14 protein-coding genes and 1 pseudogene are annotated in these 16,554 nt (G+C 34.2%); 5 read left to right on the forward strand and 10 right to left on the reverse strand.

Annotated features, from left to right (window positions below; translation table 11 throughout):
* Positions 1 to 77: 77 nt before the first annotated feature.
* From ACPDHL_RS10515 to ACPDHL_RS10525, 3 genes and pseudogenes are all read left to right on the forward strand, one after another.
* Positions 78 to 236, forward strand: a pseudogene (locus ACPDHL_RS10515) (helix-turn-helix domain-containing protein); the annotation flags it as partial.
* 101 nt (positions 237 to 337) lie between these two features.
* A complete protein-coding gene (locus ACPDHL_RS10520; RefSeq protein WP_430532725.1) occupies positions 338 to 1,651 on the forward strand; it encodes a DUF3945 domain-containing protein in 1,314 nt (437 codons plus the stop codon).
* 11 nt (positions 1,652 to 1,662) lie between these two features.
* Entirely contained in the window at positions 1,663 to 3,726 is a 2,064-nt protein-coding gene (locus ACPDHL_RS10525; RefSeq protein ID WP_430532726.1) for a DNA topoisomerase, read from the forward strand.
* A gap of 64 nt (positions 3,727 to 3,790) precedes the next feature.
* Here the strand turns inward: ACPDHL_RS10525 and ACPDHL_RS10530 are convergent, their stop codons facing one another.
* Entirely contained in the window at positions 3,791 to 3,982 is a 192-nt protein-coding gene (locus ACPDHL_RS10530) for a hypothetical protein (RefSeq protein ID WP_002992177.1), read from the reverse strand.
* 187 nt (positions 3,983 to 4,169) lie between these two features.
* On the reverse strand, positions 4,170 to 4,697 hold the full coding sequence (locus ACPDHL_RS10535) for an antirestriction protein ArdA (RefSeq protein ID WP_430532727.1): 528 nt from the start codon (positions 4,695 to 4,697) through the stop codon (positions 4,170 to 4,172).
* A 249-nt stretch (positions 4,698 to 4,946) separates the two neighbouring features.
* On the opposite strand from ACPDHL_RS10535, the gene ACPDHL_RS10540 reads away from it, so the two are divergent.
* A complete protein-coding gene (locus ACPDHL_RS10540; protein WP_430532728.1) occupies positions 4,947 to 5,678 on the forward strand; it encodes a hypothetical protein in 732 nt (243 codons plus the stop codon).
* Positions 5,679 to 5,691: 13 nt separating this feature from the next.
* Here the strand turns inward: ACPDHL_RS10540 and ACPDHL_RS10545 are convergent, their stop codons facing one another.
* The gene (locus ACPDHL_RS10545; RefSeq protein WP_430532729.1) at positions 5,692 to 6,162 is read right to left on the reverse strand and encodes a JAB domain-containing protein; all 471 of its coding nucleotides are present in this window, start codon (positions 6,160 to 6,162) and stop codon (positions 5,692 to 5,694) included.
* A 200-nt stretch (positions 6,163 to 6,362) separates the two neighbouring features.
* On the reverse strand, positions 6,363 to 8,366 hold the full coding sequence (mobC, locus tag ACPDHL_RS10550) for a conjugal transfer protein MobC (RefSeq protein WP_430532730.1): 2,004 nt from the start codon (positions 8,364 to 8,366) through the stop codon (positions 6,363 to 6,365).
* Positions 8,367 to 8,532: 166 nt separating this feature from the next.
* Here mobC and ACPDHL_RS10555 point away from each other — a divergent pair, with 166 nt between their 5' ends.
* On the forward strand, positions 8,533 to 9,000 hold the full coding sequence (locus ACPDHL_RS10555; RefSeq protein WP_430532731.1) for a YbaK/EbsC family protein: 468 nt from the start codon (positions 8,533 to 8,535) through the stop codon (positions 8,998 to 9,000).
* A 198-nt stretch (positions 9,001 to 9,198) separates the two neighbouring features.
* On the opposite strand, the gene ilvA is transcribed toward ACPDHL_RS10555, so the two are convergent.
* Genes ilvA through ACPDHL_RS10585 form a run of 6 tightly spaced genes read right to left on the reverse strand, consistent with a single transcriptional unit; the run spans position 9,199 to position 16,325 of the window.
* Positions 9,199 to 10,443 (reverse strand): threonine ammonia-lyase IlvA, encoded by a 1,245-nt coding sequence (gene ilvA / locus ACPDHL_RS10560; RefSeq protein WP_430532770.1) that lies wholly within the window; start codon positions 10,441 to 10,443, stop codon positions 9,199 to 9,201.
* A 5-nt stretch (positions 10,444 to 10,448) separates the two neighbouring features.
* Positions 10,449 to 11,486, reverse strand: coding sequence for a ketol-acid reductoisomerase (gene ilvC, locus ACPDHL_RS10565; protein WP_430532732.1), 1,038 nt, complete (start codon positions 11,484 to 11,486; stop codon positions 10,449 to 10,451).
* A 1-nt stretch (position 11,487) separates the two neighbouring features.
* Entirely contained in the window at positions 11,488 to 12,039 is a 552-nt protein-coding gene (gene ilvN, locus ACPDHL_RS10570; protein WP_430532733.1) for an acetolactate synthase small subunit, read from the reverse strand.
* Positions 12,040 to 12,055: 16 nt separating this feature from the next.
* A complete protein-coding gene (gene ilvB / locus ACPDHL_RS10575; RefSeq protein WP_430532734.1) occupies positions 12,056 to 13,756 on the reverse strand; it encodes a biosynthetic-type acetolactate synthase large subunit in 1,701 nt (566 codons plus the stop codon).
* Positions 13,753 to 15,438, reverse strand: a complete 1,686-nt coding sequence (ilvD, locus tag ACPDHL_RS10580) for a dihydroxy-acid dehydratase (protein WP_286468088.1) — start codon at positions 15,436 to 15,438, stop codon at positions 13,753 to 13,755. The genes ilvB and ilvD overlap by 4 nt, the downstream gene beginning before the upstream one ends.
* A 14-nt stretch (positions 15,439 to 15,452) precedes the next feature.
* Positions 15,453 to 16,325, reverse strand: a complete 873-nt coding sequence (locus ACPDHL_RS10585; protein WP_430532735.1) for a branched-chain amino acid transaminase — start codon at positions 16,323 to 16,325, stop codon at positions 15,453 to 15,455.
* Between the last annotated feature and the right edge of the window lie 229 nt (positions 16,326 to 16,554).

Raw genomic sequence — 16,554 nt, forward strand, 5'->3', positions numbered from 1 at the left:
TTTTTGTATTATTGTATAACTTTTTAAAGTGGCACCATTTGACCGAAATAGGTGGCACGGTCTGACCGAAATACCCAGTAATGGCACTTTTTAAAATAAGCCCTCGTTCCTTACAACGCTACCGCTCAGACGGTAGACTTCCTTATTATACAATTAGTGGTAAACTCTACTACAAACGCTCAGATGTCAATCAGTTTATCAGAGAATGTTTTAAACATCCTGTACGCAAGAAGTAAATAGCAGCTAAAAGCCAAGAGTGACCTTTAAAGCATACTATTTACTGACCAGGCTCTCTTGGCTTTAGTTTTAAGTTTTTAATCATTTAAAACTAGGTATTATGAGTACAGAAATCACCCAAAGACAAGTAGAGCACGATGTGCTTCTTGTCAATGACAAAACAAAAAACAAGATTCAAGTAGTAAAGGGATTAGATAAAGATGGAAAACTTGAAACCGTACCAGCTACAAAAAAGAATCAAAATCAATTTTTAAAAGTAGATCGCCATGGTGATTTCTTTTCCAACTTCTTTTCTAATTTTTTCAGCCAACTTAAAAATCCAACACAGTTTACTTTTTTTAGAGTGCCGGAACTATTGACAATCAAGATGGCTAACCAAATGCAAAAGGAGCTTAAGCAATCAGGACCTACTCATGAACTGTTTTTAAAACATGAGATAACAGAGATAGGCAATGAGCCAAAGAAAGAAAACAAGGTAGCTGAACCCACAAAAGAAGAGGGAAAGCACAATTCCAACAAGTTTGATATTAAAGATATTGATTGGGATTCACTCTCAAGACTTGGCCTTTCAAAAGAGAAGCTTCAAGAAATGGATTTATTAGAACCACTCTTACAAGGCTATAAAACCAAGGATTTAGTGGCTGTAAATCTTGATTTAGGCTCAGCGGTGTTTTCTTTGGATGCAAGACTGTCTTTACAGAAAAACGAAGAAGGTAAGGTGGTTATGGCACTGGAAGGAGTAAAAAAATATCCAAACTTAAATGTACCGCTTTATGGTCATGAGTTTTCAAAGCAGGATAAACACAACCTTTTAAAAACTGGTAATATGGGCAGGGTAGTGGATCTTGTCCATCCAACAACAAAGGAGAAGATTCCATCGGTTGTGAGCGTAGATAGACTAACCAATAACCTTGTAGTGACAAGAGTTGAAAAAATGCAGCTACCACAAGAGGTAAAAGGAATTGTTTTAAGTGAACAGCAACTCCAAACTTTAAAAGAAGGTAAACCACTTCTTGTAGAAGGAATGACTTCAGCTAAAGGGAATTTATTTAATGCTGAGATTCAGTTTAACGCAGCTAAAGGTCATATTGAGTTTTTGTTTGACAATACTAATAAACAGAATCAGAATCAATCACAAAACCAATCTCAACTCTCTGATGATTTAAAAAGTTTTAGAGGGAAAGAACTTACTGAAAAACAGCAAGGTGATTTATTGGAAGGCAAGGCTGTTTATATCAAAGATTTGTTAGATAAAAGAGGGAATACGTATCAAGGCTATGTGACGTATAACAAAGAAACCAAGCAGGCTGATTTCTCTTTCCAAAAACCGAACAAAGAACAGCAGTCAAAGGCGCAATCACAAGCAGAAAAACAAACGGATGAGCCAAAGAAAAGCAAAGGACGTAAAATGTAAAGCTAAAGACTATGATTGTAATTCTTGCAGAAAAACCAAGTGTAGCTAGGGAGATAGCAATGCTTGTTGGAGCCAAAACAAAAAAGGATGGTTACATAGAAGGAAACGGCTACTGTGTTACTTGGGCATTTGGTCATTTAGTATCACTAGCTATGCCTGAAGATTATGGATTTCAGGGCTTTAAAAGAGAAGCTCTGCCTATCTTACCAAGGTCATATTTGTTACTTCCAAGAAAGATCAAAAAAGCAAACAAATACACTTCTGATCCAAGGGCTTTAAAACAGCTTAAAGTCATTGATAAACTCTTTAAAACGTGCTCAGAGATTATTGTAGCTACAGATGCAGGTAGGGAAGGAGAGCTTATCTTCCGCTATATCTACCAGTATCTAAATTGCGATAAACCTTTTAAAAGGTTGTGGATAAGTTCATTAACTGAAAAAGCTATTAAAGAGGGCTTACAAAACCTTAAGGTAGGAAGTGAATTTGACGGACTTTTTAGAGCAGGCCACAGTAGAAGTAGAGCAGACTGGCTTGTTGGAATAAACGCCTCACAAGCACTAACTGTGTCAATGAATGATTCGGTGTATTCACTTGGTAGAGTACAAACTCCAACGCTGAGTCTTATCTGTGAACGGTATTTAGAGAATACTTCCTTTAAAAAGAAACTATATTATCAAATAGAACTACAACACTTAAAAGACGGTATATTATTTAAATCGCTCTCAACTGATAAATGGGATGATAAACAAAAGGCAGAGCAAGCACTCAAACTCATTCAAAAAGAACATGAAGTTAAAATACAAAAGGTTGAAAACAAAACAATAAGAGAAGAGTCTCCACTTCTTTTTGATTTAACCTCACTTCAAAAAAGAGCCAATGAGCTGTTTGGTTTTTCAGCCGATGAGACGCTCAGTATTGCTCAAAGCTTGTATGAAAAGAAGTTTATCACCTATCCACGGACATCGAGTAAGTATATTCCAGAGGATTTATGGACTGAGGTTCCTAATTTACTAAAGGTACTTTCAGATGATAATAGGTATAGTAACCTACTTTTAAAATTAAAGATGGTAAGGCTTAATAAGAAAATAGTTAATGATGTAAAAGTTACTGATCATCATGGGCTATTAACTACAGATAGACTTCCTTCAGCTATTAACGCTAAAGAAGAGAGCATCTATCATCTGATAGCTCAAAGAGTATGGGAAAGTATATCTGAACCTTGTGTAAAAAAGCAAACTGAGGTAACTTTAAGTGCTATGGATTATGAGTTTAGTTTTAAATCATCTTCAATAATAGAGCTTGGATGGAGAGAGATAAGAAAAGAACTTTCTACTACTGACGAGGTAGTAATAGATTTACCTGATTTACAACAAGGCGAGAATCTAAAAATTAAAGAATCAATTGCTCTTGAAAAATCAACAAGACCAAAAGCTTTATATACAGAGAGTTCACTTTTATCAGCTATGGAAAACGCTTCTAAAGAGGTAGAAGATAAATCACTTCAGACCGTTATTAAAGAAGTTGGAATTGGAACAGCAGCTACAAGGGCTTCTATTATTGAAACGCTTTTAAAAAGAGACTACATCACAAGAAAAGCTAAGTCGCTTGTTCCAACTGAGAAAGGACTCAAAGTGTATGAAATAGTCGAGGATAAACTTATCTCCGATGTACTTCTAACAGCTAAGTGGGAATCTGCTTTTAAAGAAATTGAAGAGAATAAAACCAATATGGAAGATTTCCATAGGCAAATTGAGGCTTATACTACAGAGATAACAGCAGAGCTTTTAGCTACTAAATCAATCACAGAAACAGATCATCTATCTTGTCCTAAGTGTAAAGGGCATACACTTCAACTAAGAGAAAAGGTAGTGAAATGTTTAGATACTGATTGTAGTTGGGTGTTGTTTAGGGAGGTATGTGGAGTAAAACTAACTATTGATGATATCACTGACCTAATACAACAAAGCAAAACTAAACTCCTAAAAGGATTGAGAAGTAAAGCAGGGAAAAAGTTTGATGCTTACCTTATCTTAAAAGAAGATTGTACTACAGGGTTTGAGTTTAAAAACAAGTAACTAAAATTAAATAAATAAAAAGGAGTTATCTAAAAATCAGGTAACTCCTTTTGATTTATATCTATTAGTGTTTATGCTTTTTAGCATGTTTTTTCTGTTGTCCAGGAGCGTAAGGTTTAGCAGACTTTGATCCTGTTACTTTTTTCATTTGTCCAGGAGGTACATCGTTATTTCCATGTGATTTTACATGTACAGAACAAGAAGCTAAAAGTAAAGTCGTTAAGGCTAAGACACCTAATTGTTTAATTCTTTTCATATTTTTTGTATTACTATTTAGTAAGATAAAAAGTACTGATTTGTTTGTACTTATTTAAGCTTATTAAACAATGAGAAAACAAAGTTAAATAAATTTTAAAACCCATCCGTTTAAAACTAATAAAGTAAAACAAGAAGTTATCTAATTCAGATAGCTTCTTGTTTTAAAAACTAATTGAAATAATCAATTAACTATTTCTAAATACATGACCATTTTCATAAGTATAATCAGTCATAAAAAGATCTCTAGCAAAGCTGTCATAATCAAAGTATGATTTTACAAAATCAGATAAATCGTAACATTCATCAATGATTTGATAAGCGAAATCTTCTTCACTGTTATAATATCCTTGATAATCATCTTCAAATGATTCAAATAACGAATCTATATCATCAGATTCAATATTGTAATTACCAATGCTTATCCAAGCTGAAAGAGCTTCTAAGGTTTTATAATCTAAATCTGATATTTTTTCAATGATTGAAAAGGTATTTTCTGAAAGACTACTTTCTGAGATTAATACAGATGGGATGTTTTCCCAATCTTGAAACATAAACTCTGGATCTATTTCATCACAATGTAGTTCTGTACAGAATTCATAAAATTCTTCTATAGAGCTAAAGTTACTTAACTCAATCCATTCTCCTTTAATTGAACCATCGTTATACTTAGCATAAGTACCAACATAAACTTTTGAATGTATTAAATTTTCCATGATAAATAGTATTTTGACCTTAGGGTCTGGTTAATTTCATGGCATTTGAGTTTTGATTTTTAGGTTAGGCAAGTTTTACAAAATAAATACGCTCATAGTGTGAGGAAGATTTATTGCGGTAATCCATAGGACATGAATTTGTAAGAGCTAAAAGCTAAAAAATTTTGCCTATTGAAATACCAGTGCTAAGTCATTGACTAATACTATCTAAATTTTAATACTTCTTATGTTTGTAGTTAATTTTAAATAATGAATAAGGGATTATTGTTTAATGAGTACAAGGAGTGTTATGTTAAAGCTAGATCAAGAAACACTGTATTAACTGATTTAGAAATAAAGAATAAAACGCTCTATTTTAAAAGAGGAGGAATCATAGGGGGAATTTTAGGCATTCTGATAGTAATACTTTTATTTCCAAATAATTTATGGTCTTTTAGATTTTTAATGTTTTTTATTAGTTTATTTTCTTCAATTTATATTTCTCTTTGTCTGTTTGATATACTCAAAGCAATTAGAGTATTTCGAGATAGTAAAATGGAGAATTTGAAGAATATCCTAAAAGGAGATTGGAGAACTCAAAGTATGAAGAAAGATGAACAAGTTAACTTTAAGAATAATTTAATTGCAAAAGAGATTTTACAAAAAGATAATGAACAGAAAAATGTAATTATACTTGAAGCTGATTTAAAACACCTTCTATCTCTTGTTGATAGAAAAAAAACTAATTTTAAAGATACTATTAACTCAAATAGTAAAATTATAGTTTTTTTCATGGGAGGTATTTGGACTTTGTACATAAAAGAGGTAAGTAGTAATACTTCGTTGTTAAACGTAGTTTTCTTAGGCCTTACTCTTTTTGTAGCAGTGTATTTCTTTAAATGGTATGTAAATAAAATAGTTTTAGATGAGGTAAAAGAATGTTTAGTTATTTGTGATGAACTTACTGAAATTAAGAACAATATTATAAGAAAGGATAACTAAAAAAATAAAAGCGTCATAAGACGCCTTCATCAGCAAAAGAGTAATAACTCTCAGAAGTTATTATTAAATGATCTAAAAGAGCAATATCAAGTATTTGACTTGCTTGTTTAATTTTTTGAGTGATTTGTCTATCTGCATCACTTGGCTGTAATTTTCCAGAAGGATGATTATGTACTAAGATAAAAGCAGTTGCTTTTGCTTTTAATAAAGCAGCAAATATCAATCTAAGATCAACGACTGTTCCAGTAATACCACCTGATGATATTTCAAGAACACCAAGTACTCTATTGTTGTTTGAAAGCATAAGTACATTAAATTGTTCTAATAGTTCAATCTTATTTTCATCCCATGCTTTTAAAGCTACTTCAAAAGCGGAGTAAGAAGAGTCAATACGTGGTCTTTCAGATACTTTAACTTTAGACTTGTAGATTAGTTCTATCTCTGATGCCACTAACCAATTGTTGTTTAAAACTGCACTTTCCATAATATTATATTTTTAAATTAATTATGGAGCAGCTATAGGTAATGCTTAAGCAAGCTCAAAAAGCAACGCAATAAAGCGTAGACAAGGTCAAGCATTTATGGGGGAATTTTTTGAAAGCGAACCGCGGAGTATTACCTAGCTTAGTGAGAGAATTGATAAAAAATAAAACCACTACTAGCTTAAAGAACTAAAAGATAAGACTACTTCTTCTTATTAATCAAATGAGCCAATTCAGGATCGTTTTCAATGCGTTTGAGCTCGGATTCTATAATAGACTCAACATCAAGTTTAACTTGCTTGTAATTCGCTTGAATCGTCTGATCTAAGGTATTATTACCCTTAGCATCTAAAAAAGAAGTTATCTGAGGTATCTTTTGATAGGATTTCATTTCTTTAGAGACTTTTTCATTATCAATCACTATTTCTGAGTGAAATATCTTTTGCTCTATACGCTGTTCAAAATTATCAGATACAGCTCCTACAAACATTCCTTGAGTAAGTGTTGATATTTTAGATGCAGGAATAAGCGTGTCAAGCTGAGTGGAGAAGGAGGTAGAACGGTCATTTCTATTAATGGATATGCTTTGACGTTTCTGAAGTATTTTACCAAAGCGTTCTGATAAGGCTTTAGCTGTATCTCCAACTACTTGACCAGAGAAAATGTTTCCAACTGTGTTTTGAATTACCTTACTTTCTTTATCTCCGTAATCTCTGTTAAGCTGTGAGAAATCTTGAAACCCTAAACATACCGCTACTTTATTACTACGAGCAGTAGCAATAAGATTGTCGAGTCCTCTAAAGTAAATAGTTGGTAACTCATCAATGATAACAGAGCTTTTAAGTTGACCTTTTTTATTGATTAGTTTTACAATACGTGAGTTATAAAGCCCAAGAGCAGCAGAGTAAATGTTTTGACGATCAGGATTGTTGCCAACACATAGTATTTTAGGCGCTGCCGGATTATTGATGTCTAAAGTAAAATCATCTCCTGTCATTACCCAGTATAGCGATGGAGAAATCATACGAGAAAGGGGAATTTTAGCAGAAGCTATTTGTCCCTGTAATTGGTCTTGCGCTCCTCCTTCCCAAGCATCCATAAAAGGAGAGAGGTAATTCTCTAAATCAGAATAGGAGGTAAGGATGGTAAATACATCAGAATATTTTTTATTTAAAAGCTCAATAGCGTGTGGAAACGTACAGTATTTCCCATTTTGATAAATCTTTAAAAACCATATAATAGCTGCTAAAAGTATGATTGGAGATTCCACAAAAAAGTCACCTTGTTTTTGTATCCACGAGCGGTTAAGGTTAAGCATGATGGTATAAGCAGATTCATAAGCATCAGATATATCTGTCATAAAAGACGGGTTAATTGGATTACAACGATGACTGCGACTTGGATCATCAAAGTTTATAACGTAGAACTTGGGAGTAATAGCGTATTTATCTTTGTGTAACAGTAAATGATTATAAGCGATAGTTGATAAATCATCAAACTTAAAATCGTAGATATACATGGAGAATCCCTTTTCAATTTGTTGTTTGATAAAGCTATTTACCACAGCATAGGATTTACCTGAACCTGGAGTACCAAGTACAATTGTAGCTCTAAATGGATTAACGATGTTTATCCAACCACTATTCCATTTACCTTTGTAATAAAACCTTGAAGGAAGGTTAATAGAGTATTCATTCTCAATTAATCGTGTCTCTTGCATAAAACTCTCGTTTTCAAAATTAAATACGTCCTGCATAAGGTTATCGTATAAGAGCCTACTAATCCAAGCTCCTGAGACAAGAAGTAAAATATAGCCTAAGAAGGTACTTGCTATATACAGTATAGCACTCCAAGAGTAGCTAAAATCAAGTAAGAAGAAATTGAAAAAGAACAGAGTAAAACCAACTGTTAAAACACCTATGATCTTAGAGATTGTTATCTTTTCATGTTTTACACCTTTGCCTCCCCACTGGCTTAAAGAGAGTAAAACCAGACAAAAGAGTTTAGTATAAAGTAAATGTGAAAACAGTCCTGCTGTTTGATTAAAGTTAACTAGTATTCGATCTACAACAGCGTGTGTTACTTCAAGACTTAAAAAAAAAGAATAACAGTACCAGTATAAGTGCATAAGCATAAGTAAAACACTTACTGCTCGCATAAACGCTAAGATTTTAGCAAGCGCTTTTAAATCATCTTCTGAATGCATGATAAATGTAATTAAGATTAACGATTTAAAGTAAAAGTAGATTTAAGAACACTAATTGAAATGGTACTAGATAGTATTATTTGACCTTCATTGATAACAAGCCTACACTATTAAAACTTGTCAATTGTTTTATAATTCCTATTTTTAAAAACCAATATTAATTATTATGAACCATTTAAAAGTGAAAGACTATCTAAAAAGCAAGGGCTTTGAAGATCGTTTTATTGAATTTAAGGAGAGTACAGCTACTGTAGGAGAAGCTGCAATTGCGATTGGTTGTGATAGCGACCAAATAGCAAAGAGTATAACGCTTTATGCCCCAGAAGAGGGGGCTGCTATTTTGGTCGTCGCATCAGGAAATAGTAAAATAGATAATAAAACTTTTAAAGACACTTTTGGTATCAAAGCCAAGATGCTTAAATATGAAGATGTAGAAGAGTTAGTAGGTCATCGAGTAGGAGGAGTCTGTCCTTTTAAGGTAAAAGAATCAACAAAAATCTATTTTGATGAATCTTTAAAAAAACATCAAGTACTCTATCCAGCAGGAGGGAGCGCTAATACTGTAGTCCAATTAAAACAAGAAGAACTACTTGGCTTATGTGATTTTGTTGATTGGGTATCTGTTACAAAGTAGATTAATACGATTGTTTGCTTTTCATAGATGGTTAGCAATTTTTTTAATGTTTCTTCATTTGGATATATTATTACTGTTTTTTTAACTAAAAAAGGAAAAGCATAGAAAATATAAAAGAAATTGTCGTTTTTGCTTAAAGTGAATAATAAAGTAAAGAGAGTTAAAGGAGTGGAAGTTTTATCCACTCCTATTTTAACACTAGAAGATCAAATGTGTAAACAATTCTTTTTGTTTGTTCAAATGTTGATAGCTTATTTTTTTAGTTTTCATTTTTTGTTCTACCTTATCTAAATCAGAACTGTATCTTAATTCTAAGCCAACAACAGCTGGACCTTCTTCACGGTTGTTCTTTTTAGTAAATTGGAAATAAGTAATGTCATCATTTTCTCCTAAGACATCATTTACAAATTCTTTTAATGCTCCTGGTCTTTGTGGAAAGTTAATGATAAAATAATGCTTCAATCCTTCAAACATCAAGGATCGCTCTTTAATTTCTTCCATTCTTGTAATATCATTATTGCTTCCACTAACAATGCACACCACATTTTTACCTTTGATTTGATCTTTATAGGAATCTAAAGCTGCAATACTTAATGCACCAGCTGGTTCTACAACAATGGCCTCTTCGTTGTATAATTGTAAAATTGTTGTACAAACCTTTCCCTCAGGCACTAAAACGATGTTGTCTAATGTATGTTGGCAGATCTCAAATGTTTTGTCGCCCACTCGCTTAACGGCAGCTCCATCTACAAATTTATTAATGTTCATTAATGCAGTATTTTTACCGATTTCCAGCGATGTTTTCATAGAGGCGGCTCCTTGTGGTTCTACACCAATAAGTTTAGTTTCGGGACTCAATTGTTTAAAAACCGAGACGACTCCTGCTGCTAAACCACCACCTCCAATTGGAAAGAATAAAAAATCAATCTTAGATTTGGTATCTTCCACAATTTCCAATCCCACAGTTCCTTGTCCGGAAATAACTAATTCATCATCAAACGGATGAACAAAAACTGCCTTATTTTTCTGACTGAAAAAAAGAGCTTCGTTATAGGCATCGTCAAAAGTATCACCTTTCAAAACCACTTCTACGTTTTCTTTTCCAAAGAGTTTTACCTGCTTTATTTTTTGTGCGGGTGTAGTAATAGGCATATAAACCACAGCTTTTATGTTTAGTTTCTTACACGCAAAAGCTACTCCTTGAGCGTGATTACCTGCACTTGCACATACAACACCTAGTTTTATTTCATTCTTAGAAAGTGAACTAATTTTATGATATGCACCTCGTAATTTATAGGATCGTACAGGTTGCAAATCTTCCCGTTTCAAATAAACCTGAGCAGCAAATCGCTCGCTCAGGTTTTCGTTTTTTATAAGGGGAGTATGCACCGCCACACCTTTCAGGCTTTTGGCTGCCTTTTTTATATTTGTTAAATGTATCATTTGGTTTAAGGTCTTAACTTTCGAACTTGCATTCCAGTTTGCCATAATTCACTAAGTTGTATTTCTTTAAGTTCTGCATTGAGTTTTTCTCTATAATCTAGTTTGCTGTTGGCTTCGATAACGATGGCTGCTTCTTTACCAGAAAGTACGTCATCATATAGTTCATTAAAAATAGGTGTAGTAGCATCTCTAAATTTACCTTTCCAATCCAATGCTCCGCGTTGTGCAGTGGTACTACAATTGGCGAACATCCAATCCATTCCGTTTTTGGCTACCAAAGGCATTAAACTTTGGGTGAGTTCTTCTACAGTTTCATTGAAGGCTTCACTAGGTGAATGTCCCCGTTGACGGAGAACATGATATTGTGCTTCAAAAATTCCAGCAATAGCCCCCATCAGAACACCTCGTTCACCTGTTAAATCGCTATATACTTCTTTTTGAAAAGTGGTTTCAAAAAGGTAACCAGAGCCAATAGCAATCCCCAATGCTAATGCTTTTTCTTCAGCTCTTCCAGTTGCATTTTGAAAAACTGCATAACTAGAGTTCAATCCTTGTCCTTTTAAAAATAATGTTCTTAAAGAAGTCCCAGAACCTTTAGGAGCTACCAAAAATACATCTACATCTTTGGGCGGTATGATACCCGTTTTATCATAAAAAGTAACACCAAAACCATGTGAAAAGTATAGAGATTTGCCTTTCGTTAAATGTTTCTTCATCATTTCCCACGCCTGTATTTGTCCTGCATCAGATAATAAATTCATAAGTAGAGTACCTTTAACACAAGCAGTTTCTAGATCAAAAAGAGTTTCGTTTTCTACCCAACCATCAGCAAGTGCTTTTGCCCAACTTTTAGTTCCTTTGCGTTGTCCTACAATTACTTTTACACCATTGTCTTTTAAATTTAATGCTTGTCCTGGGCCTTGGACGCCATATCCAATGACCGCAACAGTTTCATTCTTTAATACTTCTCTTGCCTTTTCCAAAGAAAACTCTTCTCGTGTTACGACATTTTCCATTACGCCGCCAAAATTTAATTGTGCCATTTTATATTGTATTATTTATTTTTAAATTACATTCTAATTCTTTTAAATAAGTGCTTAGTTCTTTCATCGGTTTAGTAACAGCTACTCGTCCTGAGCAGGCAAACTCTAAAACTCCAAAAGGTTTCAGTTTTTCAAATAAAATTTGAGTTTCTATCTTGTGTCCCGTTTTTTCAATGACTATATAATCAGAGTCTACAGTGAGAACTTTTGCATTATTTTCTCTCACTACTTGCTCTATATTGTTCGATTTAAGTTCTGTTGTTTTGATTTTGTATAACGCCATTTCCTGATGTATAACTTCATTATCTTCATGCACAAAGACTCTTAGTACATCAATTAATTTGTCGATTTGCCCAATGACTTTATCTATTTTCGATTCGCTTGTTTTCAAAACGATAGTGTAACGATGAACATTCTTAACCTCTGTCTCAGAAGCTGTGATACTGTCAATATTCAGGTGGCGTCTTGTAAAAATTATAGTGATGCGGTTGAGCATTCCTATTGTGTTTTCCGTAAATATGGATACGGTAAATGTTTTGTTCTTTGTTTCCATTTTATTTGTTTTATAATCAATGTAACCGTATGTCACTAACTGAAGCACCTGTTGGGATCATTGGAAAAACATTATCTTCTCTAGCGACCTTTACTTCAAGTAGATACGCATTATTGGAGCTTAAAAGGTTATCTAGTGCTTTGTTCAATTCCTCCTGTGTTTCTACTTTTTCACCATTGATGTTGTAGGAAGATGCCAAAGCCACAAAATCAGGACTTTGAATATCAGTAAACGAATATCTATTTTCGAAGAACATTTGTTGCCATTGGCGTACCATGCCTAAATAACCATTGTTTAAGATGATTATTTTTACGTTAATATTGTTTTGCATCATGGTCCCTAATTCTTGTAAGGTCATTTGAAACCCTCCATCTCCGATGATAGCTACGACTTGTTTTTCTGGATTTGCTACTTTTGCTCCAATAGCAGCTGGAAGTGCATACCCCATTGTTCCTAATCCACCAGATGTAACATTACTCCTAGTTTGATTATATTGATAGAATTGCGCCACCATCATTTGGTGCTGACCCACATCAGTTACAATAATTGCATTTCCCTTGGTTTTTTGAGAAAGTAAATCAATCACTAAATCCATTCTTAGTTCATCTAAAAATATCTTTTCTCTATTTTCGGAAAGTATTCGTAATTCATTGTACTTAGCTTGATGAAATTCATCCAACCAATTTTGATAATTTTGTTTTTCGACTAAATCAGCTAAAATTATTAATGCATCTTTGGCATCAGCAACAATAGGAGCATCAGCTTTTATGATTTTATTGATTTCGGCAATGTCAATATCGATATGAATCACTTTTGCTTGTGTCGCATATCTGGAAACATCCCCTGTAACACGGTCGTCAAAACGCATTCCTACAGCAAGTAGTACATCACACTCATTAGTTTTTACATTGGGAGCATAATTGCCATGCATACCTACCATTCCAACATATAAAGGGTGATGACTGGGAAAAGCTCCTAATCCCAAAAGTGTTGAAGCAACGGGAATACCCATTTTTTCGGCAAACGCTAGTAATTCTTCTTCTGCATTGGAAAGCATAATTCCTTGTCCAACAATCATTAACGGTTTTTTTGCTTGATTCAAAAACTTGATTGCTGCTTGCACTTGATCTATATTTAATTTCGGCTTAGGTTGATAGCTTCTTACTGATGTACACTTCTCGTGATTGAAATCCAGTTTTTCAAATTGAGCATCTTTAGTAATATCTACTAAAACTGGTCCTGGACGACCAGATGAGGCAATGTAAAATGCTTTAGCTAAAGTCGGTGCTATATCTGTTGCTTTGGTTATTTGACAATTCCATTTGGTTACAGGCATAGAAATTCCCATGACATCAGTTTCTTGAAAAGCGTCAGTTCCCAAGAGATGAGATGAGACTTGTCCAGTGATGCAAACCAAAGGTGTAGAATCAATTAGGGCATCAGCTAACCCTGTAATAAGATTGGTGGCTCCTGGACCCGAAGTAGCAAATACAACCCCTGTTTTTCCAGAAGATCTCGCATAGCCTTGAGCTGCATGTATAGCACCTTGTTCGTGTCTTGTCAAGATATGATTTACTTTATCTAGATGATGAAATAAGGCATCATAAATTGGCATAATAGCACCACCAGGATAACCAAATATCGTTTTTACTCTTTCAGCTGTTAAACTTTGTATTACTGCTTCTGCACCTGTTGTCTTTAATTGTGTTGTTTTCATTTTAAATATTTATCGGTTATACAGCCCAACGAAGCATTTGAAACACATTGTGTATATTTGTATAAGATTCCTTTTTTTACTTTCAATGCAGGTTGTTTCCATACTGATTTTCGCTTTTCTAATTCCTGTTCAGATACTTTTAAATTGATTGTATTATTTTTCGTGTCAATTACAATCACATCTCCATCATTTACCAAGGCAATTGTTCCACCTACAAAAGCTTCGGGGGTAATATGTCCTACTACAAAGCCATGTGTTCCACCCGAAAACCTGCCATCGGTAATCAAAGCCACTGAGTTTCCTAATCCTGCGCCCATTATCGCTGAAGTTGGTTTGAGCATTTCGGGCATTCCTGGTCCACCTTTTGGTCCACAGTAGCGGATGACTACTACATGACCCGGTTTTACCTCTCCTGTACGCACTCCTTCAATTACAGCATATTCATCATCAAACACTTTAGCCGTTCCTTCGAAATAATCACCCTCCTTACCACTTATTTTAGCTACACTTCCTTTGGTAGCTAAATTTCCATAGAGTATCTGTAAATGTCCTTTTGCTTTCACTGGATTCTCGATAGGGAGTAATACTCTCTGACCTTTTGTTAGATCTTCCACAGTTTCCAAGTTTTCAGTAATTGTTTTTCCTGTAACAGTTAGACAATCACCATGTAATAAATTGTGTTTTAATAAGTATTTCATCACTGCAGGAACACCACCTACATGATGTAAATCTTCCATGAGGTATTTTCCACTTGGTTTTAAATTAGCTAGTACAGGAACACGATCACTTATCTTTTGAAAATCATCTAAAGTCAACTCCAAATCCACTGAGTGTGCCATTGCTATCAGATGCATTACCGCATTGGTAGAACCTCCCAAAACCGTTACCATGGTCATAGCATTTTCAAAAGCTTTTCGAGTCATGATGTCTTTTGGTTTAATATTTTTCTTCAACAACTCTTTAATGGCTTTTCCTGTATCAGAACACTCTCTCTTTTTTTGGTTACTCAGTGCAGGATTGGACGAACTGTAAGGCAGGCTCATTCCCAATGCTTCAATAGCTGAAGCCATTGTATTTGCCGTGTACATTCCACCACAAGCTCCTGCGCCTGGACAAGCATTTTTGATAATACCTTTGTAATTTTCAACGGAAATACTATTATTGAATTTTTTACCCAAAGCTTCAAAAGCAGAAACTATATTAAGTGATTCTCCTTTCCACTCTCCAGCATGAATCGTTCCACCATAAACCATGATTGCTGGGCGATTTAATCTTCCCATAGCAATGATAGAACCTGGCATGTTTTTATCGCAACCTACTACAGCTAATACTGCATCGTACCATTGAGCACTTACCACTGTTTCTATGGAATCGGCAATTACATCTCTAGAAATTAGAGAAAAACGCATACCATCAGTCCCATTTGATATACCGTCACTCACACCAATAGTATTAAATATTAATCCTACTAAGTCTTCTTGTTGTACACCAATTTTTACTTCTTTAGCTAAGTCATTGAGGTGCATATTACAAGGATTTCCTTCGTACCCCATACTCACAATTCCTACTTGTGCCTTTTGTAAATCTTCTTCGGTTAAACCTATTCCATAAAGCATAGCTTGTGCTGCGGGTTGCGTTGCATCTTGTGTGATGGTCTTGCTGTATTTGTTTAATGTTTTCATTCGTTTAAATTGAATTATTTTAAAGGTTCTCGTACTAAAAGTGAATAAGTATCTTGGATTTTTTTGCCTAAGGAGTTAGTCCAGTTTTTTGGAAACTGATAATTGTCCACCGAGAATATACCTACTATTTCGGCAGCTGTTCCGCAATAAAAGGCACTATCTGCTTGAAAAAGATCTTCTTTAGTAAATTTTCCCTGATGTACTTCCATGCCCAATTTTTTAGCTATCTCTAAAACAGTAGTTCTAGTGATACCTGGAAGAATGTTTCCTAATTGAGGGGTGAATAATTTTCCATTTTTTTCAAAGAACAAGTTTGCTCCTGGTCCTTCGGCTAAAAAACCATCACTATCCAAAAGTAAGGCCTCGTCAAATCCATCATCTTTTGCTTGATTAGTTGCTAGGATAGAATTGACATAATGTCCACAGACTTTTGCTTCGATATGGATAGATCTTGGGTGGGGACGACAATAGGAGGATATGGTTAATCTCAATAATTTATCACCCAAATATGCTCCCCAGTCCCAAGCCGCAATCATTACTGAAACACTGGTAGGCTTTGACAAGCTCATGTTTGGTCCGCAGTATACTAAGGGTCGGATGTAAGCATTTTTTAGATTGTTTTTATCTAGTAATAAATAGGTGGCTTCCACAAGCTCTTGTATGTTATAATCGAAAGGTATTTTTACCAATTCGCAAGATTTTTTCAAGCGCTCATAATGTTCTTTAGCCTTAAAAATCTTAGTTCCTGTTTTGGTTTCATAAGAACGGATACCTTCAAATGCACCATAACCATAGTGAAGCGTTTGACTATACAAATCAATGGTAGATTCCTTAGCTTTTACAAATTCTCCGTTTAGAAAAAAGATAGTTTCGTTGTTTAAATACATGTTTATTTTTTTTAGAGTTGTTCGTTTATTTTATGAATAAAAAAAGCCTTTCCCAGAATGAGAAAGGCTTACAATTTGGCATATAGCAGCATCTCTCACAGTGGCGAGTTAATAATAATGCTGATAATAATAGTGTTGTTATATAATTTCATTTTGTCAATTTCTAATTTGTTTCATAAAAAAAGCCTTTCCCAGAATGAGAAAGGCTTACAATTTGGCATATAGCAGC

The sequence above is a fragment of the Myroides sp. C15-4 genome, from assembly GCF_050522745.1.
Taxonomy (GTDB): domain Bacteria; phylum Bacteroidota; class Bacteroidia; order Flavobacteriales; family Flavobacteriaceae; genus Flavobacterium.